This window comes from Chitinophaga sp. Cy-1792, assembly GCF_011752935.1.
Lineage (GTDB): Bacteria > Bacteroidota > Bacteroidia > Chitinophagales > Chitinophagaceae > Chitinophaga.
The window spans coordinates 820,363-844,114 of the sequence record NZ_VWWO01000002.1; the positions used below are offsets into that span (position 1 = coordinate 820,363).

The window sequence follows — 23,752 nt, forward strand, 5'->3', positions numbered from 1 at the left end:
TTTATATGCAGTCTATGTATAGTTATTAAAATCTGAAAGCTGCGCTGGCAGAGAACCTGCGAGGCATCTGCTGTTCAATGGTAGACCAACCGGTGAAATATTCTTTGTTGGTCAGGTTGTCCAGTTTAACTGCCAGCCTGTATTTTTTCACATCATAGAAAACAGTGGCGCCAAGAACGGTATATGAAGGCAGGGTAAAGGTACCTGTCACAGCGTTGTTAGTGATCAGGTTTTCGCCGGCATAGTTACCACCGAAGCCTGCGCCAAGGCCATGAAATTTACCAGAAGGCGCAGTATAGCTGATCCAGAGGTTTGCCAGGTCTGCAGGGCCGGCACCTTCCGGACGATAGCCCACATTCTTTTTATCACCAGCAACAGTTTTGCTGATATTATGACTATAACCTGCCACGATATTCAGACCACGAATTGGATTGACAATACCTTCAAACTCAAAACCCTTGCTGTTTTGTTTGCCATTCTGGGTTTGGTAATTGTAGTTGGTACCATCTGGTGCTGTATAGGATTGCTGCATAGTCATATTGTTTACTGTGATGTCGTAGTAGCTGGCTGTCAGGTTTAATCTACCGTTCAGGAGATTAGTTTTTACACCGCCTTCCCATTGGTTAGCCTGCATTGGTTTGAACGTAGACCTCAGTTCTGGCAGTGGGGGCTGTGGCTGAGGAGGTGCATTCTGGAAACCATTCATATAGTTACCGAATACGCTCATTTTATCTTTAATGACTTCATACACCAGGCCGAATTTAGGAGATAAGGCAAACTGGTTAAATCCACCGTCCTGGGTTTTGGAGATATAATCTTTAAATCCTTTATAGTCGTAGTAATCAGCGCGCAGACTCGCCATTGCGATGAAGCGGTCCGTGATATTGAGTACATCGGAGATGTAAGCGCTATAAGTATAGTTGTTGCTCTGGCCTTTGGTAGCATAGATATTACCGGCTTCGGCAATATTACGATCTACGGCCTGTCTGTTCAATGTGCTGTAGGAAGGATCTACCGGCAGCAGGGCATTGAATCTGTCGAACAGGGTATAGGGAGAGTTGTCATCTGTTTGTTGAATCTGCATGAAATCCAGTCCTATTACAACCCTGTTACGCAGACTACCTATTTTGAAGTCACCCATAAAGTTTTGCTGAATATCAGTAGAGGTCGTAGTAGAATTCTGGTGATATACGTAGCGGCTCAGGGTGTCGTCATGCGGACCGAGGAACATTACGTAGGAGTAGTAACCATTAGATTTGCTGGTGTTTTGTGCGATGCTGGTTACAGAGGTCCATTTATCGGAGATCTTGTAAGTGGCAACACCCTGGAGGTTGATGGTAGGCGTTTTATAAGTGATGTCGTTAGCCGTGAAAGAACGGTTAAAGTCGAAGCCCATTTTCTTGAACTCATCCGGTGTAGTGGCTTCCAGCTTACGGCCACGGTTCAGGAATATCATTGGAACGTTGGTAGATTCCATGTTATTGAATACGGCATTAACATTAAAAGTCAATTTATCATTCACACGGTATTTGATACTTGGTGCGAAGAAAAAGCTTTTGCGTAAGCCGGCATCCTGCCAGGTACCTTCCGTCTGATAGGCCGCGATGGTGCGCAGTACGAGCGATTTGTCCTGATTGAGCGGTGCATTTACATCACCGGTGATACGACTCAGGCCATAACCCCCACCAGTATAGGAGAACTCACCACCCAGACTATCATAAGGCTTTTTGGTAACGAGGTTGATCAAACCGCCGAAGGAGATCAGGCTACTGCCGTACAGTGTACCGGATGGGCCTTTGATGATTTCGAGTCCGTCGATGTATGCGGGATCATTTACGCCATTGGTGAGGCCTGGGATACCGTTGATCATGGTTGGCTGTACAGAGAAGCCACGCAGGGAGTAATAGCCGGCACCGTCGCCAGGGCGGCCGGTAGAGGACCATAATTTACTGATACCTGGTACATTCTTCACGATATCATCGAAATTGGTAATTTGTTGTTCTTTGATGAGGCTGCTGCCTACCACAGAATAAACCTGTGGGTTTTCGATATTGGAGATAGGCAGTTTAGCGATGTATGGAGATTCTTTTGTAGCGAATTTATTCTGTGCCGCGGTGACATTCACTTCTTTGAGTTGTTTGTCTGATATCTGTATTTTTATTGTTATGTGAGCTGTTTTTCCTGCGGTTACATCAATTTCTTCTTCTTTGGCGGTATATCCCATGATAGATACCTGGAGGATATATTTTCCTGGTTCGAGTCTTCTGAGGTTGAAGTCACCTTTTATATCTGCCACGGTGCCACGGCCGGTGCCTTTCATCTGGATATTGGCAAAGGAGCCAGCCTGGCCGTCGCTGGTAACGACGTTACCTTTGATGCTGCCTGTATTATTTTGCGCCATCACTCCTGCCGATAGTACCAGCAGCAGCGTCATAAGGATCGATATCTGTCTAAGCATCTTACAATATTAAATCTGTAGAAAAAATGAATGGCGCAAATTTCTAATAAGCTGGATAAGTAAAATAATCGTATCAGGAAAAATAGTTACGCGATGCGGAAGACTTGCGGTGGTGGCTAAATAAAAAAACGGCCCGGATGATATCATCCGGGCCGTTTTATATACTTAATAGTAAGGATTACTTCTTGGCAGAGTCCTGTGTATCTACCTGCACAGCACCTTCTGGGAGGGCTGCCGGAGATTTAGGATGGCCGAAGTCCTGCTTCATGCGTTCCATCCACTGGATCATTTGCTGAGCAGCCTGTTCGTCGCGCTTCAGGTCTGAAGTCATACGGGTATCAGGCAGCTGTTGGTAGTAGCGTAACTGTTGGTTACAGTCTTTGATGATCTTGTTGGCGATTTCGTCACCTTTTTTAGCATCACCAGCCTGGTAGAATGCGTAGGCAGTTTGCAGGGAGGTGTAGTTATGCATATTACCAGGAGAGGTCATTGCATATGGATAGTTTTCATCGAGGATGTTTTTATCCATATAGTTCAGTGCTTTCAGCGCTGAATCTTTCTTACCGATTTCTGACAAGGCTACGCCCAGTTTAGAGTAAGCCTGGCGCAGGTAGAGCAGCATTTTCCTGTTAGGTTCATCGAAATAGGTACCAGGGATCTGTGCACCACCGAACTGGAATTTGTTCATCATGTTATCGTACATCACCGGTGTATTCAGGTTGGTGTCCATACCGATAGGGTCGGTGCTAGGCTGTTTGGCCAGTGGCACGAGTCTGTATGACAGGCCATCCGGGCGGAGGTAGTCGTTCAGACCCAGATCAGTAGGGCTGGTGAAGTAGATAGGACGTTTCCAGTTGTTGGTAGCGATGATATCATAAACTGCCAGGTCATTTTTCACCAGGTAGTTTTTGCTGATTTTGAATTGTACCTGCGGGAGGATGCGGGCGCTGTCGGCTGCGCTTACCACACCATCTTTCAGCATCTGGTCTTTATTAACCGGGATAGACAGCAGGCGGGTAGGCAGGTAGTTTTCAGAGCCACCGTCCTGGGTATTTATCTGTCTGTCATCATTGGCCATAAATGCCATGATATCTTTCAGGCTGAAGTATTGATTCTGCGGGATATGTCCGTCATCGAAGAAGCGGATGAAGTTGCGGGTTTCTCCGCGGTATTTATCAGGCGTCCAGCTCATAGGAACTGCGTCGCTGTTATTAACTTTCATACGTTGCTGATCGATGTACCAGTCAACACCGAGGAGACTGAGGTTGATTACGCGAACATCTGTGCGGATGCCTTCTACTTCCTGGGCGTACCAGAGCGGGTAGGTATCGTTGTCACCTACGGTGAAGAGGATGGCATTAGGGGCGCAGGATTCGAGGTAATCTTTCGCTACGTCTCTTGCTACGGTTTTGGTAGAGCGGTCGTGGTCGTCCCATTCCTGGAAGCCCATAAGCACTGGTACTGCGAGGAGGCAGATAACAGTAGCGAGCGCAGGCGCAGAAACACCTTTCATTCTCTTCTGAAGGGCGTTGTAGATACCGAGTACGCCGAGGCCTATCCATATTGCGAAAGCATAGAAGGAGCCTACATAGGCGTAATCACGTTCACGCGGCTGGTTACCAGCCTGGTTGAGGTATAAAACAATTGCCAGACCTGTAAAGAAGAACAGCAGGGAAACTACGAGGGTATCTTTACGATGGTATTTATATTGGAAGAAGAACCCTACGATACCGAGAATAAACGGCAGCATAAACATACGGTTATGTGCCTTATTATTCTGGAGAGAGTCAGGCATATTGCCCTGGTCGCCGTACATCAGGTTATCCAGGAATGGGATACCGGAGATCCAGTTACCATCGCGTACGTTGCCGTAGCCCTGGGTATCGTTTTGTTTACCGGCGAAGTTCCACATAAAGTAGCGGAAGTACATAAAATTCACCTGGTACTGGAGGAAGAATTTCACGTTATCGACAAAGGAAGGTTTTTCGTCCTGTGCGAGTCCGAGCCAGTCGCGATAGAAGTCGGCGTGGCCCTGATCATTGGAGCCGTCCCATACGCGAGGGAAGAGCATCATGTCATCGGAATTATAGACAGGATCCATTTTTTTACCGGAGACGAAGTAATTTTTATCGCCGCGGGCATAGATGGGACCACCTTCTTTGTATTGGGTAGGGCGGGCAGTAAACACCTGACCATAGATCAGCGGGAAGTCGCCATACTGTTCACGACCGAGGTAACCTACCAGTGAGATCGGGTTATCTACGTTGTACATATCCACGGCAGGGTTGGCGGTAGAGCGAACCATGGTGGTTACGTAGGTAGAGTAACCGAGGAGCATGAAGAGGATAAATGCGATAGCTAATTTGCTGGCATGGTAAACTTTTCCAGTATTCAGGTTTACACCGAAAGATTTCAGGAGGTAAGGAATAGCGAGGAAGATAGCTGCCAGGATTATTTTCACTATTACTGTACCGGCAGAAACGTCGTTGAAGGCCGGGATAATAATGATAGACGCGATCACGATCAGCGGTGCGTAGATACCAAATTTAGGTTTACGGTAGCCGATGATGAGGATGGCGGTAATGGCGATGAAGTAGAAGGCGAAGCCGCTGAAGAATCCGAGGTGGAGGCTATTCACGAAGAATACGTCCATGTAACCGGAAGCTTTAACGGTGTCCTGGATGAGGTATTTCTGAACGATACCGGTGATGGCACAACCTACCATGAAAGCCCAGAAGGTTCCCCAGCCGGTAGCTTTGTATTTTTTGAAGTAGTACACCATTACCATTGCCGGGATGGTGAGGAGGTTGAGCAGGTGAACGCCGATAGAGAGACCGAGCAGGTAAGCGATCAGTACGATCCAGCGGTCGCCGTATTTTTCGTCTGCTTCCTGTTCCCATTTGAGGATGGCCCAGAATACGATGGCGGTGAAGAAGGAAGACATAGCATATACCTCACCTTCAACAGCAGAGAACCAGAATGAATCAGAAAAGGTATAGGCGAGTGCACCAACGGCGCCGGCGCCCATAATAGCGATCATTTTCTCTTTGGAGATTTCCTCACCGGCTTTTACCATCAGGCGACGGGCGAAGTAGGTGATTGTCCAGAAGAGGAACAGGATCGTGAAACCGGAGGCGATGGCCGACATGAAGTTTACACCCAGTGCTGCCTGTGAAGGTTTCAGCGGAATGGTAAACAGTCTGCCAAGCAACACAAATAACGGTGCTCCGGGAGGGTGGGGGATTTGTACCTTGTACGCACTTGAAATGAACTCGCCGCAGTCCCACAAACTGCCGGTTGCCTCCATAGTCTTAATGTAAACAATGCAGGCAATGATGCAAATGATCCAGCCTACAATGTTGTTGGTCCTTTTAAAATTCATAAGGTTGTTTTAAGGTCCGACAAAAATAAAAAAAGTAGCAAAATATGCTAATCTGCCGGATAGTTTTAACTTTTTGTAAATATCTTTTTATTTATGAATAATTGGTACACAATGGATAAGATTAAATTCTGATTAAAATTCGACTTTTAACCCCGGAACTTCCTCAGCGCGGCATGATGGGTGAAATCCGCAATGCTATTGGTTTTCAGAAGATATGGGTCCTGAAGGTCTTCCGGTTAACGCGGGAAAGCGTTGATTTCCGGTAGTTTTCGGGATCGTCTCTGGCAATCCATTGTTTTTTTGTGAAGCCGCTCATTCGGATGGCGGGAGCTGGCAGGTAAGGTATTGTTTTGACGTAAGCAGTAGTTTAGGGGAGTTGGCCATTTCAGGCATGAACTCCATAATTATAAGACGGTTGATCATTGAAAGATGATTCTGACAGTTTGATAGTAAGACAGTTGCTGGTATCCTGCGGGCTGGGTGAGTTGTTCACGTCTGAAGCCCTGGAGGCCGAACAGGCCTGCTGCATTTCCTTTATTGATGGCGATTTCCAGGTAACCGGCGGCATTAAAGAGTGCCAGTTTGGTACCTTCGGGAACGTCTGCATAAGTTTCGCTGATCTGGCTGATGACCTCATCTCTTCTGAAGAAGATGCGGAACTTCCTGTTTTTGCGTTGAGCGGCGAACTGTTCGCGGGTGATATTTACGACCACATTTTCGAAGCTGTCGATATGGATGATCTGTCCTTCGATGAAGTCGTCGCCGACGAGTGGCTGCAGGTTGTTTTTTACGACAATCTGTTGCGTAAGCGGCGCCAGCTCGCCGAGGGCGGCACCCCGGGAAAGTTCGCGTGCGGCGGCGGCCAGCAGTTGTATGATAGCGAAGGTATTGCGTGGTTCGTCTTTAGCCAGTGGTATTTTGATGACCTTTTCGGGCATCCCTCCGCATATCATGGTCAGGAGGCCGTTATCGGCGCAACCGATATACTGTCCGTTGTGTTCGGCGACGAGTACGTGATCGGGTCTGCGGTCGAAGAGGTTGATGAGCACGAAGTGGAAGGTTCCCAGGGGGAAATAGGCGAAGGCGCTTTTGCAGATATAGGTAGCCTGAGGGAGGTTGAAAGGGGAGATATGGTGGCTGATGTCTGTCACATGACATTCCGGGCAGTATTGCCAGAGCTGCCCTTTGATGGCACCTACCAGGTAATCCTGCAAACCAATGTCAGATGTTAATGTAATGATGGACATGCCCTAAAATCTAAATCCCTATCTTCTCAGAAAACGTTATATCGCCTGACTGTCATGACAGCATGATGGAACTTTTTTGATCGCTACTGTCAAAAAAGGTGCCATCAGGGTTGAATTTACAACCTGCATGCAAAGAAAGTCAAAATAATAATGCGGTGTTAAATTAACCGCAATTTTAAGTATTTGTACGCACTAACGTTAACGGCTAGAGGCAGATAATTGTTTATTGGAGGGGTGAGCCGGGCTCTTTCCTGAAATGGTTGAATACGATACCGTCGAGGATACCAGGGATTAATTTGCTGAGCAGAACGGTCAGTTTTCCCTGGGTGGTGAGTACGAGGGTACGTTTTCTTTTGGCGATGGCTTTACCTATTCTGGCGGCAACTTCTTCGGCGCTCATGAGTTTATCTTCGTTGAGCGGTGTTTCGCTTTGTGCCTGTCCGTGTGGATTGAGGGCGGTATTGCGGATATTGGAGGCGGTGAAGCCAGGGCAAACCCACATCACGTTAACGCCGGTACGAAGATTTTCGGTTCTCAATGCTTCGAGGAAACCCTGCATGGCAAATTTGGAGGCGGAGTAACCGGTACGTGCCGGGAGTCCGCGGTAACCGGCAATAGAGGAGACCCCTACGATGGTACCTTTGCTGGCGAGGATGGCCGGGTAGGCGAATTTAGTGCAATAGACAGTTCCCCAGAAATTGATATCCATCAGGGATTTGAGTACGCTGAGGTCCAGGTCGCGGAAGAGTGCGCGCATGGAGATACCTGCGTTGTTGATGAGTATATCTATCTTTCCGAACTTAGCGGTTACTGCTTCGATGAACGCCTGGCAGTCGGCCTCGATGCTCACATCAGCGACATAGGTAAAGATATCTTTGGTGCCAAGTTCATTCTGCAGCGCTTCGAGCGCAGACTGTTTACGACCACACACGGCAACCTGGGCACCATTATGGAGCATTTCTGCTACCAGCGCTTTACCAATACCTGAAGAGCCACCAGTGATGACCACCACTTTGTTCTGAAAGAAATTATTCATGCGTAAATTTTTGCGCCACAAAAATAGGTGAGAAATAAATGTAATGAAAGAGATTGATAAAATTAATTGTTGGAGCCGTTTGGAAAAATTTTTCAAAAAATTTGGCAGGAATGAAATTTTTCCTACTTTTGCGCTCCCATCACGGGAATGATTCCGTAGCTCAGTTGGTAGAGCAATACACTTTTAATGTATGGGCCCTGGGTTCGAGTCCCAGCGGGATCACAGAAGAAGGCTTCAGAACAAATATGTCCTGAAGCCTTTTTGTTTAATAGCTATGTTAATAATAAAGCTAGGAGACCCACCTTACAATTTTACTAATTCTTCTCTTTCTCCTGTGGCAAGTATGATTTTTTTGACATGCCAGTAAAATTGTTTCTTTTCATTGAAGATCAAGCAACGCAAATCCATCTATTAATTAGCGTATTTTTACTATATTAGACAGGATAAGCTGTACATAGTATTAATTGAATAGCAATTCGAACAAGATTGGTATTTTTGAGGATCCTGTTTGATTGGTGTGACGCATGAAATGATAAGATGGGTAATCATTAAAAATGCTCCTGAATCCAATACAGACCGTAAAATCTTAGATTAAAGAAAGATGAACACAGAACATGAAATAGAGAATAAGCTGATCAGGCAACTCACGGATCTTAAATATATCCATCGACATGATATTATCGATAGAAAAGCGCTTGAGCAGAATTTCAGGGCAAAATTCGAAGCCCTCAATCGTGTTCGGCTTACAGACAATGAATTTTTAAGGCTTAGAGATGAAATCATTCAGCCGGATGTTTTTGTGGCATCTAAGTTATTGCGTGAAAAACAATATTTCCAGCGTGAAGATGGTTCGCCATTGCATTATACTTTGGTAAACAACAAAGATTGGTGCAAAAATGACTTTGAGGTGATCAATCAGTTACGTATCAATACAGAGAACAGTCATCAGCGCTACGATATAATTTTGCTGATCAATGGATTACCCGTTGTACAAATCGAACTGAAGAAAGGAGATATATCTCATCGGAAGGCGATGCAGCAGATAGTGGATTATAAGAGTGAACAGGGGAATGGGTATAATAATTCACTACTTTGTTTTATGCAGTTGTTCGTGGTAAGCAATGTGAGTCGCACATTGTATTTTGCCAATAACCAGAACAAGCATTTTGCTTTTAATGCAGAAGAACAGTTTTTGCCTGTTTATGAATTAGCAGATATTGAAAATAAAAAGATAAATAATCTGCATGACTTCACAGATAAGTTTCTAACCAAGTGTCTGCTGGGAGAAATGATCAGCAAATACATGGTATTGGTCGAAAGTGAGCAGAAATTGCTGATCATGCGGCCTTATCAGATTTATGCCGTTAAAGCAATTGTAGATAGTATCAAAGATAACAGGGGGAATGGCTATATCTGGCATACGACGGGAAGTGGTAAAACGCTTACTTCTTTTAAGGCTTCTACCTTACTGAAAGATAACCCGGATATTGACAAATGTTTGTTTGTAGTAGATAGAAAAGATCTTGACCGGCAAACACGTGAAGAGTTCAATAAATTTCAGGAAGGAAGTGTGGAGGAAAATACCAATACAGAAACCCTGGTAAGGCGCTTGCTGTCTACTGATTATGCTGATAAAGTCATTGTTACCACTATTCAGAAACTGGCACTGGCACTGGATGGAACCTACAAAAAGAATTATAAGGAGCGGCTGGAATCATTGAGCCAAAGTCGCATGGTTTTCATCTTTGATGAATGTCATCGTTCTCAGTTTGGAGATAACCACAAAGCAATTAAGGAGTTCTTCCCCAATGCACAGCTGTTCGGTTTTACGGGTACTCCGATATTTGATGAGAATGCGAATCAGACAGAAAGAGAAGGAGATATCAAGTATAAAAAAACGACTAAAGATATCTTTGAAAAGTGCCTGCACGCCTATACGATTACGCATGCGATAGATGATAGGAATGTACTGCGTTTTCATATTGATTATTATAAAGGACAAGGCAATATAAATGCTCAACCAGGCGAAGCAATTGCCCAGCAGGCAGTGGCAGACGCTATCATTGAAAAGCATAATGCAGCCACCAACTCAAGGCGATTCAATGCCTTGCTGGCAACAAGTTCAATTAATAACGCGATAGAATATTATCAGTTATTTAAAGATATACAAAAGAGGGAACGAGCTAAGCATCCTGACTATATTCCTTTGAATATTGCTTGTGTATTTTCCCCGCCAGCTCAACTGATAGCGAAAGATGGAGATCCTCAAAGCCAGAGGAATGCTGCTGATATCCGCCAGCTTCAGGAAGATCTGATCCAGGAGAAATTAGATAATGCCGAAAATCCGGATGAGAAGAAAAAAGCGTTGACTGAAATCATTGCTGACTATAATAAGCAATATGGCACTGGTCATTCAATCAACGAATTTGATTTGTATTATCAGGATGTACAGAAACGCATCAAAGATCAAAAGTATAGCAACGAGGATTATCCGCACAAAAACAAGATTGACATCACTATTGTCGTGGATATGTTACTCACAGGTTTTGATTCCAAATACCTGAATACGCTGTATGTGGATAAAAACCTGAAATACCATGGCTTGATCCAGGCGTTTTCCCGTACCAATCGTGTACTCAACGATACCAAGCCTTATGGTAATATATTGGATTTTCGTTCACAGCAGGTGGCGGTAGATCAGGCTATTGCGCTTTTCTCCGGTGAAGATAATGGCAAAGCAAGGAAGATCTGGCTGGTAGATCCTGCACCAGTGGTAATTGATAAATTCAAAGAGGCCGTAGCGAAGCTGGGCAATTTTATGGAGGCGAATGGATTGGTAAATGAGCCGTCGGAGGTATATTCTCTTCGGGGAGATGCCGCAAAATTAGCCTTTGTGGAAAATTTCAAAGAAGTACAGCGACTTAAAACGCAGCTGGATCAATATACGGATTTGGATGAATTCCAAAAGGAAGAAATAGAATATATTCTATCGGAAGAGAAATTGCAGCACTACAGAAGTGCCTATCTGGAAACCGCCAGAGCATACAGGGCAATACAGGAGAAGGAAGGGGAGAACGCACCACCGGAGATACAGCAACTGGATTTTGAATTTGTATTGTTTGCCTCCGCAGTGATCGACTATGACTATATCATGAACCTGATTGCTGAGAGTACGCAAAAGAAACCGGCTAAGCAAAAAATGACCAGAGGCCAGATAATCAGTCTTTTGCAATCCAATTCTAATTTGATGGATGAGGAAGAGGATCTGGCGGCGTATATCAGAAGCCTGGATTGGAACAGCGGGCAAAGCGTTGATGAGTTACGCAAAGGTTATGATCAATTTAAGAATGATAAACACAATAAAGAATTGGCATCCATTGCTGAAAAGCATGGTTTGCAAACAGAGGTATTTAAATCCTTTGTAGATAATATTGTCAGCAGGATGATATTTGATGGAGAACAATTAACTGATTTATTAGCACCATTGGAGCTAAGCTGGAGAGAACGCAGGGTTAAAGAACTTGAATTAATGGCAGATTTAGTACCTCAATTAAAGAAGATTGCCCAAGGGCGTGAAATTTCAGGATTAATAGCTTATGAATAAGGATAAAAAATTGATACCGGAGTTGAGATTTCCTGAGTTTGAGAAGGATGGAGAGTGGGAGGAAAGAACTTTGGGCGAAATTGCGGAGAATTTGGATTCACGAAGACAACCAGTAACCGAAGGTCAAAGGATAAAAGGTACTGTGCCTTATTATGGGGCATCGGGAGTTATTGATTATGTAAAGGATTTTCTTTTTGATGAAAACTTATTATGTATTTCGGAAGATGGAGCAAATTTAGTTGCTAGAACTTATCCAATTGCGTTTGGGATTTCAGGTAAGACTTGGGTAAATAACCATGCACATGTTTTAAAGTTTAAATCTCCATATACCCAGACGGTTGTTGAAAACTATCTGAATTCAATAAGTCTCGAAGATTTTCTGACAGGAATGGCTCAACCAAAATTAAATAGGGGTCAGTTAGATATAATTCCAATTCCTCTTCCAGAACTTCAAGAACAACAAAAAATCGCATCCTGTCTTTCTTGCTTAGATAACATAATTGCTGCTCAAAATCAGAAGCTGGACCTGCTCAAAGAGCATAAAAAAGGCCTGATGCAAAATCTTTTTCCGCAAGAGGGGGAGAAAGTGCCGAAGTATCGTTTTCCGGAGTTTTTGAAGGATGGGGAGTGGGTACAGAGTAAAATCGAAAATTATATTGATCTTCTGTCCGGAATTGCTCTCAAGAGTGAGGAACTTAGTGATAATAATAGTGGAATACGAATTCTGAGGGGAATTAACATAACTGAAGGATTTATCAGACATTCAAAAGATATAGATAAATTTTTCTTAGGAAATTTAGAAAATATAAGGAAATATTTACTAGCAGAAGGAGATATCGTGATAGGAATGGATGGGTCAAAAGTTGGGAAGAATGTTGCAATTATTAAAAAAGAAGACTCAAATTCTATTTTGATACAAAGAGTCGCCAAAGTTAGGGCTAATGAAAAGTCAGATGTGAAATATCTTTACCAGCATTTTATGTCGGATAAATTTAGGAAGTATGTTGATAAGGTGAATACTAGTTCAGGTATTCCTCACATAAGTGCCCAGCAAATCAAGGATTTTATTGTTGATTTTCCTCCAAAACTAAAAGAACAACAAACAATAGCAGCATGCCTCTCATCTTTAGATGACTTAATTGCTGCGAAAACTGGCAAAGTGGAGCAATTACAACTCCACAAAAAAGCACTCATGCAACGTTTGTTTCCCAAAATGAATGATTAATAATGAATGAATTAGCAATAGCACAGCAGCTTTTTGAGAGTCAGGAGAATTTAATCCTGATTTACGCTTTCAATGCTACCGGAAAAACACGTTTGTCAGTAGCGTATAAAGACTTTACAAAAAGTCAGAACAACGGCAAGCATACTGGTGTGTATTACAATGCTTTTAGTGAAGATTTATTTGTATGGGAAAATGACGAGGAGAATAATAATTCCAATGTATGTCTGAATATTTTATATAGTAGCTTAAGTAAATACCACTCATTTATTTCCAAGCACGATCTTGAAGAAGTACTGTCTATTTATAATCCAAAATACAAGTTTCGATTGAATCTTCATGAGAACCTTGAGTTAGGAATTGAGTCTGTTACATTCTATCTTGATGAAGAAAATCAAATTCCGATCAAAATATCAAGAGGCGAAGAAAGACTATTTGTTTGGTGTTTCTTCTTAACCTTGTTTGCAGTAGATGAATGGGCAAGTAACCAGGATAAACACTTTTTTATCGATGATCCTGTTTCAAGTCTGGATGAGCATAATATTTTTTTTACTGCTGAATCTATTTTTGATTTAATCGAGAAGAATTTTTTGGATAAAAAAATAATTATTACTACCCATCATATAGGGTTATTCTCTATTTTATTTGACAAGTTAAAAAAGGGTGAGAAAAGCGGACGTTATAAGGAAGATACCAAACCATTTATATTAACATTGCAAGATAGGAGTCTGGAGTTAAATAGTTTGAAGAATGAGGTGTTCTTATTTCATCTTCACCTAATAAAAACACTTGATACTGCAATAAGAACAGAGTTATTTGCTTTTCATTTCGTTTTGTTAAGACAGCTTTTGGAAAATATAGCTTCATTTCTTGGCGTTGGCCGTTTGAGTTATGTGTTGGAGCAGATAGCAGTTGAAAATGTTAGAGAAGTCAGCGAAACCATTAATGCGTTGTCTCACAAAAACGTTTATCGCTTACAGTCCAACAAAATGGCTCCTGCGGATGAGTCTTTATTTATAGAGATTTTCCAGAAAATTCAAAACAAATATAATTTTAAATATTAATCGGCATAATGGCACAGAAAGATCAACAGCAGCTAGGTAAGACCCTTTGGGATATTGCAGATCAACTGCGAGGAGCGATGAATGCGGATAGTTTTCGTGACTATATGCTTTCCTTTATATTTCTTCGCTATCTATCTGATAATTATGAAGCTGCTGCTCAAAAGGAGCTAGGTTCGGATTATCCCAAGCTGAATAATGATGATAAACGTACTCCCCTGAGCGTATGGTATGAGGCAAATGAGGGGGATATAGAAGAATTTGAGAAGCAAATGCGCAGGAAAGTGCATTATATCATTCAGCCGGCATACTTATGGAGTAATATTGCGGAGCTAGCCCGGATTCAAAGTGAGGATTTACTTGTGACGTTGGAAAACGGGTTTAGATACATCGAAAATGAATCTTTTGAAAGTACTTTCCAGGGGTTGTTTTCTGAAATTAATCTGAACTCCGACAAGCTTGGGAAAACTTCTAAAGACCGTAATAAGCAGCTATGTAATATTATTACTAAAATAGCAGAAGGTATTGCGAAGTTTTCGAAAGAAACGGATGTTCTAGGCGATGCATACGAATATTTGATTGGACAGTTTGCTGCGGGTTCAGGTCAGAAAGCCGGAGAATTCTATACACCACAACAGCTTTCGACTATTTTGTCTAGAATAGTAAGCCTGGACAGCCAGGAACCGAAGACTGGTGTAAAAGGTAAGTTTGATAAGATTCTGGATTTTGCATGTGGGTCTGGTTCATTGTTACTGAATGTAAGAAAGAGAATTAAAGATAATGGAGGTAGTGTTGGTAAAATTTATGGCCAGGAAAAAAACATCACTACCTATAACCTGGCCCGAATGAATATGTTATTACACGGTATGAAAGATGCTGAGTTTGATATATTCCACGGTGATACTTTAGAAAATCATTGGCCTTTGCTCAATGAAATGAATCCGAGTAAAAAAATGGAGTTTGATGCGATAGTAGCTAATCCTCCGTTTAGTTTGCGATGGGAGCCTAATGATGTCCTGGCAGAAGATTTCCGGTTCAATAGTTATGGCTTAGCTCCAAAATCGGCCGCTGATTTTGCATTCTTGTTACATGGATTTCACTATTTAGCGAAAGAGGGAACCATGGCTATTATTCTCCCGCATGGTGTGTTATTCCGCGGTGGCGCAGAAGAGAAAATCCGGACTAAGCTCTTAAAAGATAATAATATCGATACCGTAATAGGTTTGCCTTCCAATTTATTCTATTCGACAGGAATTCCTGTTTGTATATTGGTGTTGAAGAAATGTAAAAAGCAGGATGACGTTTTGTTTATTAATGCAAGTGAGCACTACAAACCTGGCAAAAGACAGAATACGCTGGAGGAGGACCATATCAAGCAAATAGTTGAAACCTATCAGTTCAGACCTGAACAGGTTGATAGATATGCCAGAAGGGTTTCAATGAGTGAAATTGAGCAAAATGGATATAATTTAAATATCTCTCGTTATGTAAGTACTGCTGTTTCTGAAGAGAAGATTGACATAAAAGCGGTAAATGAAAAAATAATAGAAATAGAAAAGAAAGCTGCAGAAGCTACTGCTATTCATAATCAGTTTTTAAAAGAGCTTGGCCTGCCACCAATATGAGGTATCTCGGCTCTATTGATTAACTGATAATACAATAATTTAAAACCTTTAAAATGAAAACTGTTGTAAGTTTCAATGGTTTTCATTTTGAAGGTTTTTTATTCCGTCTCTACTTGTTTGTTAAAAATAATAAAGAATCTCTTTAGTATCATTAAAAGTGTAAGTAAGAACCGGATTAGCAAAAAACAAACAATCACATTTATAATTCCAAGTATGGACCCTCTAAGGGTTTCGAAATGTTTGGTATGTTTTAATCACCTTTAAAATGATAAGATTTTAGCTTGTATGTTGTATTCCACTATTTTCCATATTTTAGCTATATATACGAACTAGATTGAAACCCACGTAGCATGATTACTTTCGGAAAAACAATAAGGCTCTTTTTACCTGATGGAACGACCAATGGATTGACCACTGCAGAGCTTAGTAACTGGACAGGCATTGGTATAAAGGTTCCCCGCATTAAAATCAGGGATTATAACGCACGTACTGAATTTCAAAAACCAGGTGTTTATATTTTATTTGGTAAAGATGGTAATAATGAAGATGCTGCCTATATAGGTGAAGCAGAAGTTGTTGCTGAGCGATTAGCGCAACATATCGTCAATAAAGATTTTTGGAACGAAGCCGTATTTTTTGTTAGCAAGGATAAATATTTAAATAAAGCTAGTGTGAAATACCTGGAAAGCCGGTTGTATGAAATAGCTGTTTCAGCTGGGCGTTTTGCCATCAGTCAGAATACGCCTGCCAGGCCCGAATTGTCGGAAGCAGAACAGGCGGAGTTAGAGGAGTTTCTGTCTAATGTAAGAATACTGACGGCTTCACTTGGTTATAAGATATTCGAATTATTAATAGAAACAGTTGAACAGGGAACTACCAGACAACAACTTTTCTATTGTAAAAATGGTGCTGGTGCCAGTAGCATAGGAAGCCCTTCAACAGAAGGCTTTATTGTTTACAAAGACTCTCTGCTTCTCATTGCAGCACAACAATCCCTTAGCGAGAGTATTCGTCTTGAAAGGCAAAAAATGCTGAGTGAAGGAATATTGGTTGTAGAAGGAGCATTCTATAAACTCACAAAGGATTATATTTTTACTTCTTCTTCGCGTGCAGCAGCTGCAACACTTTCCAGGTCTTCCAGTGGCCCGATAGAATGGAAAACCGCCGATGGAATACAACTAAAATCTTTTGAGAGCTAATTTTTGAATATTGAAATCCGTTGTATTTGCAATGGATTTCATCTTTGTAAATAGCCTATATAAAAGTTTGTATCAGGTACTTCCTTATTCCTCCTCCTCTTCCCACCCTTCCGCATCTTCCTCCATCCTCTCCGCAAACTCCTCCCAATTCAAATACCAGTTTGCACTTGGCCATGTCGGGTCTGTTTCTGCCTGCCCTATCCAGGTAAGATGTATTACAACAAATTTAATATTCCCTTTACCTATGGCATAAAAGAGTACATCATCGTTGCGCTCATCCCGTGCGAGGGCATAGAATCTATAGTTTGCATACGGGTGGTGACTGAATTGTTTTTTTCTTCTGAATAACCTGATTTCTTTTTCCAGCTCTTCTTCCAAATCCATTTTAGTCTCCACTGTTATTGTTGTCCAGACGGAATGAACAAAAGGAAGCACATCTTCAGTTAAGCTACTAAAGATATTGAAGTAGTTGGAGCCGACTACATGAACCGTAATTTCATCCGGGAATTCAGGGATGTCATGAATAGAATAGCCACCGGACGCATGTAGGAAGCAACCATTTTCTAATTGAATGTTCAGGCCTAAGTCTGTTATTTCAAAATTATGTGTACCATGGCAGTCTCTAAAGATACGTTGGTAGCGAAAATAGGAACCGTTAGGTGTGAGAATGCCGCCGACCACGCCCATTGATGCATCTATATTCTTCAACGCTATGGTGCCTAATGCTGTGGTATGGGAATACAGTGTCGCTTTCATGCTGCAAAAATATAACGTTATATCGACAGTATTACATCATATCCCTGGCGATGATACGGAGTGCACCGGCCTGTTATACACTGATTTCCATTACTTATCATGCGCGAAATTTTCTTGAATAAAAAATACTTCCGGCTATATTAATTTCCACATAAATATTTTTACTTTCAAGGTGACGCCAGGCATCAATGGATGTATGATCTGGCGAATTTGAGCTGCAGTCCCCATTAATTACACAGCAAACCAGGAATTATCGTAAAGACTAGCCAGGTAAAGCCAGTAAGAATAACGAAATCTGTTCCACGAGACACTTTTTCTTCAGTGCCAGCATAATACAGGAGAAGTATGAACCAAAATAAGCCAACAATCATTCAATTATCTATTGCTGTTTTAGTTTGCGTTTTATCATTCGGATGTTTCCACACATCAGGACATTCAGGTGGTGACTGCGAAAAGTCTTTCAGGAAGGCAAATGACTTCTTTAATAAGTATTATATGACAGGGAATAGTGCACTATTAGATTCCTCCCTGCATATTATTGATGAAGAGATTCATTTCTGTTCACGGTATAAAGTTCGTATGGGAAATATGGCAATAAGAATCTTTATCCTCCAGAAAAAAGGAGAACGTGGATTGCGCTTTGTAGACTCCTTAGACGCCAATACTTTTTCAAAGATTTACCAGAAAGATATTTACCGGGATGTCTTTATAGCCATGGATGCTGAAAAGACTGGTAATTTGGAGAAAAGAGATCTTGCATATCAACATTCACTGGATGAAATTAGTAATTATGTGACCTTACATCCGGAGAACAAGGAAGCTATTGCTGATTTGTTCTATTTGAAAATAAAATTAGAAGATCAGGAAAAAGTAGTGAGTGAAATAAAGCGATATATGGTTAGTTCCGCTATTAAAGATAGTGTCTTCTGGGAAGGGTTGATGAATACAGTGAGAAGCATTCCCCAATAATATTGCCATTGATTACCTGAGCATTTGATTAAATCAATTAATCCCTATGTCATATAAATGGATTTTCATTAGCACCTATAAATATTACGCTAGATACCGTGATCGGTCGCCACGTTTTGCCGCTACGGTGGTTGTTTCCATGGGGCAGTTTTTTCTCTTTTTTTTATTGTTTGTAGCCCTGAAAAGGATAGGTTTCGATGTCTTTAGGTATATACCCAATAATTATTATGTCATTCCGGTTATGCCCATCTGGATATTGCTTGTAAACAGAATTTACAGCGAAGAAAAGATAGAAAGATTATTAGTTGAATTCAATAGTTTTCCAGACCATACCAGAAAATTTTGGGCGGTGGTAAGCGTCTGTGCATATGCCGCGCCGTTAATTTTGAGTATGCTCCTCTTAGTAAAATAGCATTAATATTTATCTGAATCATATGTTTGATTTCATGTTTTGGTTTTTGTACAAATACTTCGAAAAGAAGAATGGATATAAATCTGTTTTTCAGCCAGCTACTTTTGTAACACTATCTGTTGGTCTTTTTATCGCATTGGGATTTGCCTTAATCAGACTTTTCACAGGCTGGTATGTTGGTTCTTTTAGCAGAGATTATGAAACAAATAAGTTATGCCTCGCTCCATTTGTGCTTGGCTTCCTTGCGGTATTATACTTTTTGTATTTTAAGCCACAGGCCGCGCGTATTCTCTTGAAATATCAGGAAAGAGAATGGAATACAACAGCTAATAAATTAGTAGTACTGGCCTTATTAATTGTACCATTAGTACTTACCATGGTAATTACAAATGTTGCCGTTCATTTGTGGCAGCGCACATAAGTTATTTTACTTCCCCTTCGCTACCGTCGATTCCCTGATTATCAACCTCGTAGCCAGTTGCGTTGTTGGTGCTTTCTTAATACTATAATCATTTTTCACTTTTGCATTTAGCTCTTGCAGCAGCATTTCCGCTGCTGTCCGGCCTATTTCTGCCGTGGGTTGTGCGACGGTGGTGAGTCCGGGTGATACCAGGCCGGCAGAAAAATCATTGCTGAAGCCGATGATGGCAATATCCTGCGGGATGCGTAGTCCTTTTGCTTTCACTACTTCCATGGCTGCGATAGCGGTAGGGTCGTTGATGGCAAAGAGCGCATCCGGTGGCGTTTCCAGCTCCAGGAAATGTTTCATGTAGATTTTTACTTTTTCTATAGTAAGATCATAGGATAATACCAGGTCTGGATTATAGGGGATACCATGTTTTTTGAGTGCGTCGAGGTAGCCTTGTCTGCGGAGCCTTGAGTTTACCAGTGCATCGGGTCCTGCCAGGTGGGCAATACGTTTACGTCCAATGCCGATCAGGTGCTCTACTGCCTGGAAGGCGGCCTCATAATCATTTACAATAACACTGGGTACGTTCATGTCTTCCGGCACGCGGTTGAAAAATACCAGCGGCACGCCTCTTCGTTGTGCCAGCGTGAAATGGTCGAAGTTCCTGGTTTCTTTGGTATGGGAAACGATAATCCCGTCTACGCGATAGGAGAGTAATAACTTCATGTTATCGACTTCTGTTTCATAAGATTCATTTTGCTGGCAGATGACCACATTATAACCTGCAGCCTGCATTACATCCTGCACACCTACAATTACACTCGGGAAGTAGGTAGACATAAACTCTGGCACCATAATGCCTACTGTATGGGTGGTATGCTTGCTAAAGCCCAATGCCAGCGAATTCCGCTGGTACTCCATGGTGGCCGCCAATTCCATCACCGCTTTTCGTGTATGCTCCTTTACGTTGGGATGCCCTGTGAGTGCCCGCGAAACGGTCGATTTAGAGATGTTTAACTGCTTCGCGATGTCGATAATAGTCGTGTATTTCGATTTCATACGTGGATATTTAAGGCTTTCTATTCCAAAAATAATCATTTGGGAACTATCCCAAAAAAATGGGACTGTTCCCATGAAAAATATTTCCCAAAATATTTTGCGCGCTCAGATTCTTTAACAAAATTGGGATCGATTTATTCCATGTTTATCGTTCACAGACGGCTGGTGCATCACCTGTCTGCCAACAACCAAAAACAGATCGCAGGACATTAAAACAAGCAGTGTTGCGTACACTGTTAGTCAATCTATCCCGACAAACACCAAGATCCACAGTTATGAATAAACGATTCATTCAATTACTGGGAATGTTCCCAATTCTCCTTGTCCCAATGCTGGCCTTCGGCCAGCAGCTGACGGTGAAAGGTAAGGTAACCGGCGCTGAAAGCGGAGAAACGCTGCCGGGAGTAACCGTCAGAGTAAAAGGGGGCGCCGAAGGGGCTGTAACCGGTGTAGATGGCAGGTATTCACTAACGACCAGTCATGCCAATGCCATCCTCGTATTCACCTTTACCGGCTATACGACGCAGGAAATACCTGTAAACAATCGTAATGTAGTTGATGTAGTATTGCAGACAACCAACAAAGACCTGGACGAAGTAGTGGTGGTAGGTTACGGCACCCAGCAAAAAGCCGCTGTAGCCGGTGCCATCACCTCCGTGAAAACAGCGGACCTGAAACAGACACCTATTTCCAACGTAGTACAAGGCCTCCAGGGGCGTGTATCCGGTGTGCAGATCACACAAAACTCAGCAGCACCAGGTGGCAGCATCAGCATGCGTATCCGTGGTGTAAACTCCATCAACGGTACTTCTGAACCACTGTACGTAGTAGATGGTGTGCAGCTATCCAACTCCGGGGGCGTAAATGACATCAGCTCCCTTTCTATTATCAATCCAAACGATATTGAATCTGTATCTGTACTGAAAGATGCTTCTGCTACAGCTATCTATGGTGCCCGTGGCGCCAACGGCGTTGTACTCATCACCACCAAACGCGGGAAGGCCGGCAAAACCATCGTGAGCTATGATGGCTATTACGGTGTACAAAGCGTTACCAGGCGTATGGATATGATGAATGCATCTCAATTTGCAGCGCTGGAAAATGAAGTCTATAAAACTACTGTATACGCTAATCCTGAAACGTTGGGACAGGGCGTCAACTGGCAGGACATGATCTTCCGCGATGCACCCATGCAAAATCACCAGGTGACAGTAAGCGGAGGAAATGAGAAGACCCAGTTTGCGCTCTCCGGCAATTACTTTAAACAGGATGGTATCGTTATCAGCTCTGATTTCACCCGCTACTCCTTCCGCCTCAACTTCGACCATCGGGTGAGCAATGCAGTGAAAGTAGGCGCCAGCGTGCTTACCAGCTATGTAGTCAATAACAGTATACCTACCGGTTCTTCCAGTATTGATGCAGGCGCTGTTACGGCCAGCATCATCGGAGCTGCCATGGGCGCACCTCCTACATTGAAAGCCTACGACGATAACGGTGCCATTCTGCCCTTCGGCGACCAGATGAACGGACGCTACCGGGAAGTGGTAAATCCGGTGGGCTTATCAAAAATTCTGAACAGAGATAAAATCAATCGCACGATAGGAAGTTTGTATGCAGAAATCACTCCGCTGAAAGGATTGACCTACCGCGCCAACTTCAACCCGATTATTTCCTCTTCATTAAATGACTATTATTCTCCCCGTTCTATTATGAATAGCGGCGACCTGGCCGGCGGTGGAGGTTCTGCGGCGAAGAACAATGGTAATAACATTGTACTGCTGCTGGAGAACGTACTGACCTATGAAACACGATTTGGTAAACAACATTCGTTAAAGGCTACTGGTGTGTATGCTACGCAATCCAATAATGCCAATTCAAACAGCATCAATGCCAGCAAATTTCCGAATGATGCCACTGCGAACGAGGCGGTACAACTGGCCACCGTTCGCACCGTGTCCAGCAGCCGCTCCAAAGACAGGCTCGATTCCTACATGGGCCGCATCAACTACGGCTTCCGTGATAAATATCTCCTGGATCTGATTGCCCGCGTTGATGGTTCTACGAAGTTTGGTGAAAACAATAAATATGGTTTCTTCCCCGCAGCAGCCGTGGCTTGGCGTGCTTCTGAAGAACAATTTGTAAAAGATATTACAGCCATCAGCAACCTGAAGTTCCGATTCAGTTACGGCGTTACCGGCAATGCAGGCGCCATCGATGCCTATAAGTCGCTTTCATTACAGGCAGCCAATGGTCAATATTATTTTGATCATGCTCCTGTTACCGGTATTAGTCCAACAGGGATTGCGAATAAAGACCTCAAGTGGGAACGCTCTGTACAGGCCGATTTTGGCTTCGATCTGGGCCTACTGCAAGACCGGCTGAATATTACAGCTGATATCTACCGGAAAAAAACCAATGACCTGCTTTTTGTAAAAGAGTTGCCGGGTTCTTCTGGTTATACTACCGTGACAGGCAACTTCGCCAGTATGGAAAACAGAGGTATCGAGATTGCGGCAGATGCCATCGTGGTAGACCGTGCGGTGAAATGGTCTGTAGCCGGTAACATCTCTTTTAACCGCAATAAACTGCTGAGTCTTGCAGGCGGACTCAATGAATACGCTGTTAGCAACTACCAGGTGATGCAGATCGGACAACCATTAGGGCTCTTTAAGACATATGTTTTTGATGGTGTTTATCAAACAGGAGAAACCGTGCTGGATGGCTCTGGTAGCCGTACCGGAGGAATGAAGGTGAAAGACCTGAATGGCGATAAGGTTATCAGTGCAGATGATCAGAAAGTTGTGGGAAATGCCAATCCTGATTTTATTTATGGTTTCTCCACTAACCTGAGTTATAAGCAGTTTGATTTCAGCGCTTTCTTCGCCGGAACGCAGGGTAATAAAGTCTATAACCTTGCCCGCTATTCTTTCGAGAATCCGTTGGGTAGCAGAAATATGTATGCAGCACTGGTAAACCGCTGGTCGCCGACGAACCCTTCCAATGAGTACGTGAGCGGCTTCCAGGGCGGACGTTTACCACTTACGGACCGCTTTATGGAAGATGGTTCTTTCCTGCGTTGTAAAAATATCACCCTGGGTTATCGGGTGCCAAAGATAAAAGGTATTTCTTCTGCAAGAGTATATGTCAGCGCCAATAACCTCTTCACGGTTACAAAGTATACCGGCTTTGATCCGGAAGTAAACACCTTCGGTAATTCGAACAAGCAGATAGGGGTGGATAACCTGGTATATCCTACCGCACGCTCGTTCCTCCTGGGTTTACAGGTGGGGTTCTGATGTTTCATTATTTAAAC

The 23,752-nt window shown here is 42.8% G+C and carries 14 protein-coding genes and 1 tRNA gene; 9 read left to right on the forward strand and 6 right to left on the reverse strand.

The genetic code is table 11. The features are described from left to right. Positions 1–25: 25 nt before the first annotated feature. The 4 genes from F3J22_RS17625 to F3J22_RS17640 form a co-directional block, all read right to left on the reverse strand. Entirely contained in the window at positions 26–2,458 is a 2,433-nt protein-coding gene (locus F3J22_RS17625; RefSeq protein WP_205195398.1) for a TonB-dependent receptor, read from the reverse strand. A 178-nt stretch (positions 2,459–2,636) separates the two neighbouring features. Beyond that, positions 2,637–5,840: a DUF2723 domain-containing protein gene (locus F3J22_RS17630; RefSeq protein WP_167019263.1), complete on the reverse strand. Its 3,204-nt coding sequence runs from the start codon at positions 5,838–5,840 to the stop codon at positions 2,637–2,639. Between the two features lie 419 nt (positions 5,841–6,259). Beyond that, positions 6,260–7,087 carry an S-adenosyl-l-methionine hydroxide adenosyltransferase family protein gene (locus F3J22_RS17635; RefSeq protein ID WP_167019264.1) on the reverse strand — a complete coding sequence of 276 codons (828 nt, stop codon included), beginning with the start codon at positions 7,085–7,087 and terminating at the stop codon, positions 6,260–6,262. A gap of 223 nt (positions 7,088–7,310) precedes the next feature. Continuing rightward, a complete protein-coding gene (locus F3J22_RS17640) occupies positions 7,311–8,123 on the reverse strand; it encodes an SDR family oxidoreductase (protein ID WP_167019265.1) in 813 nt (270 codons plus the stop codon). A 149-nt stretch (positions 8,124–8,272) separates the two neighbouring features. Between F3J22_RS17640 and F3J22_RS17645 the strand changes: the two genes are divergently transcribed. The 6 genes from F3J22_RS17645 to F3J22_RS17670 all read left to right on the forward strand — a co-directional run bounded on the left by F3J22_RS17645 (position 8,273) and on the right by F3J22_RS17670 (position 16,834). Then, positions 8,273–8,345: transfer RNA gene (locus tag F3J22_RS17645), tRNA-Lys, on the forward strand. Positions 8,346–8,724: 379 nt separating this feature from the next. Further along, a complete protein-coding gene (locus F3J22_RS17650; RefSeq protein ID WP_167019266.1) occupies positions 8,725–11,727 on the forward strand; it encodes a type I restriction endonuclease subunit R in 3,003 nt (1,000 codons plus the stop codon). Further along, complete coding sequence (locus F3J22_RS17655; protein WP_167019267.1) at positions 11,720–12,952, forward strand: restriction endonuclease subunit S; 1,233 nt, start codon at positions 11,720–11,722, stop codon at positions 12,950–12,952. The genes F3J22_RS17650 and F3J22_RS17655 overlap by 8 nt, the downstream gene beginning before the upstream one ends. A gap of 2 nt (positions 12,953–12,954) precedes the next feature. Continuing rightward, a complete protein-coding gene (locus F3J22_RS17660) occupies positions 12,955–14,013 on the forward strand; it encodes an AAA family ATPase (RefSeq protein ID WP_167019268.1) in 1,059 nt (352 codons plus the stop codon). An 8-nt stretch (positions 14,014–14,021) separates the two neighbouring features. Beyond that, positions 14,022–15,635, forward strand: a complete 1,614-nt coding sequence (locus tag F3J22_RS17665) for a type I restriction-modification system subunit M (protein ID WP_167019269.1) — start codon at positions 14,022–14,024, stop codon at positions 15,633–15,635. Between the two features lie 350 nt (positions 15,636–15,985). Continuing rightward, positions 15,986–16,834 (forward strand): GIY-YIG nuclease family protein, encoded by an 849-nt coding sequence (locus tag F3J22_RS17670; protein WP_167019270.1) that lies wholly within the window; start codon positions 15,986–15,988, stop codon positions 16,832–16,834. 84 nt (positions 16,835–16,918) lie between these two features. Here the strand turns inward: F3J22_RS17670 and F3J22_RS17675 are convergent, their stop codons facing one another. Beyond that, positions 16,919–17,590, reverse strand: coding sequence for a hypothetical protein (locus F3J22_RS17675; RefSeq protein WP_167019271.1), 672 nt, complete (start codon positions 17,588–17,590; stop codon positions 16,919–16,921). Between the two features lie 345 nt (positions 17,591–17,935). Between F3J22_RS17675 and F3J22_RS17680 the strand changes: the two genes are divergently transcribed. Both F3J22_RS17680 and F3J22_RS17685 read left to right on the forward strand, forming a co-directional pair. Beyond that, complete coding sequence (locus tag F3J22_RS17680) at positions 17,936–18,559, forward strand: hypothetical protein (protein ID WP_167019272.1); 624 nt, start codon at positions 17,936–17,938, stop codon at positions 18,557–18,559. Positions 18,560–18,993: 434 nt separating this feature from the next. Continuing rightward, on the forward strand, positions 18,994–19,392 hold the full coding sequence (locus F3J22_RS17685) for a hypothetical protein (protein WP_167019273.1): 399 nt from the start codon (positions 18,994–18,996) through the stop codon (positions 19,390–19,392). A gap of 6 nt (positions 19,393–19,398) precedes the next feature. On the opposite strand, the gene F3J22_RS17690 is transcribed toward F3J22_RS17685, so the two are convergent. Then, positions 19,399–20,439: a LacI family DNA-binding transcriptional regulator gene (locus F3J22_RS17690; protein ID WP_167019274.1), complete on the reverse strand. Its 1,041-nt coding sequence runs from the start codon at positions 20,437–20,439 to the stop codon at positions 19,399–19,401. 275 nt (positions 20,440–20,714) lie between these two features. Between F3J22_RS17690 and F3J22_RS17695 the strand changes: the two genes are divergently transcribed. Next, entirely contained in the window at positions 20,715–23,735 is a 3,021-nt protein-coding gene (locus F3J22_RS17695) for a TonB-dependent receptor (RefSeq protein WP_167019275.1), read from the forward strand. Positions 23,736–23,752 lie beyond the last annotated feature (17 nt).

Excerpts from the sequence above, each read along its gene's own strand:
- F3J22_RS17630 (WP_167019263.1), bottom strand. The coding sequence starts at position 5,840 with ATGAATTTTAAAAGGACCAACAACATTGTAGGCTGGATCATTTGCATC.
- F3J22_RS17635 (WP_167019264.1), bottom strand. The coding sequence starts at position 7,087 with ATGTCCATCATTACATTAACATCTGACATTGGTTTGCAGGATTACCTG.
- F3J22_RS17680 (WP_167019272.1), top strand. The coding sequence starts at position 17,936 with ATGAACCAAAATAAGCCAACAATCATTCAATTATCTATTGCTGTTTTA.
- F3J22_RS17695 (WP_167019275.1), top strand. The coding sequence starts at position 20,715 with ATGAATAAACGATTCATTCAATTACTGGGAATGTTCCCAATTCTCCTT.
- F3J22_RS17660 (WP_167019268.1), top strand. The coding sequence starts at position 12,955 with ATGAATGAATTAGCAATAGCACAGCAGCTTTTTGAGAGTCAGGAGAAT.
- F3J22_RS17625 (WP_205195398.1), bottom strand. The coding sequence starts at position 2,458 with ATGCTTAGACAGATATCGATCCTTATGACGCTGCTGCTGGTACTATCG.
- F3J22_RS17650 (WP_167019266.1), top strand. The coding sequence starts at position 8,725 with ATGAACACAGAACATGAAATAGAGAATAAGCTGATCAGGCAACTCACG.
- F3J22_RS17670 (WP_167019270.1), top strand. The coding sequence starts at position 15,986 with ATGATTACTTTCGGAAAAACAATAAGGCTCTTTTTACCTGATGGAACG.
- F3J22_RS17655 (WP_167019267.1), top strand. The coding sequence starts at position 11,720 with ATGAATAAGGATAAAAAATTGATACCGGAGTTGAGATTTCCTGAGTTT.
- F3J22_RS17675 (WP_167019271.1), bottom strand. The coding sequence starts at position 17,590 with ATGAAAGCGACACTGTATTCCCATACCACAGCATTAGGCACCATAGCG.
- F3J22_RS17685 (WP_167019273.1), top strand. The coding sequence starts at position 18,994 with ATGTTTGATTTCATGTTTTGGTTTTTGTACAAATACTTCGAAAAGAAG.
- F3J22_RS17640 (WP_167019265.1), bottom strand. The coding sequence starts at position 8,123 with ATGAATAATTTCTTTCAGAACAAAGTGGTGGTCATCACTGGTGGCTCT.
- F3J22_RS17665 (WP_167019269.1), top strand. The coding sequence starts at position 14,022 with ATGGCACAGAAAGATCAACAGCAGCTAGGTAAGACCCTTTGGGATATT.
- F3J22_RS17690 (WP_167019274.1), bottom strand. The coding sequence starts at position 20,439 with ATGAAATCGAAATACACGACTATTATCGACATCGCGAAGCAGTTAAAC.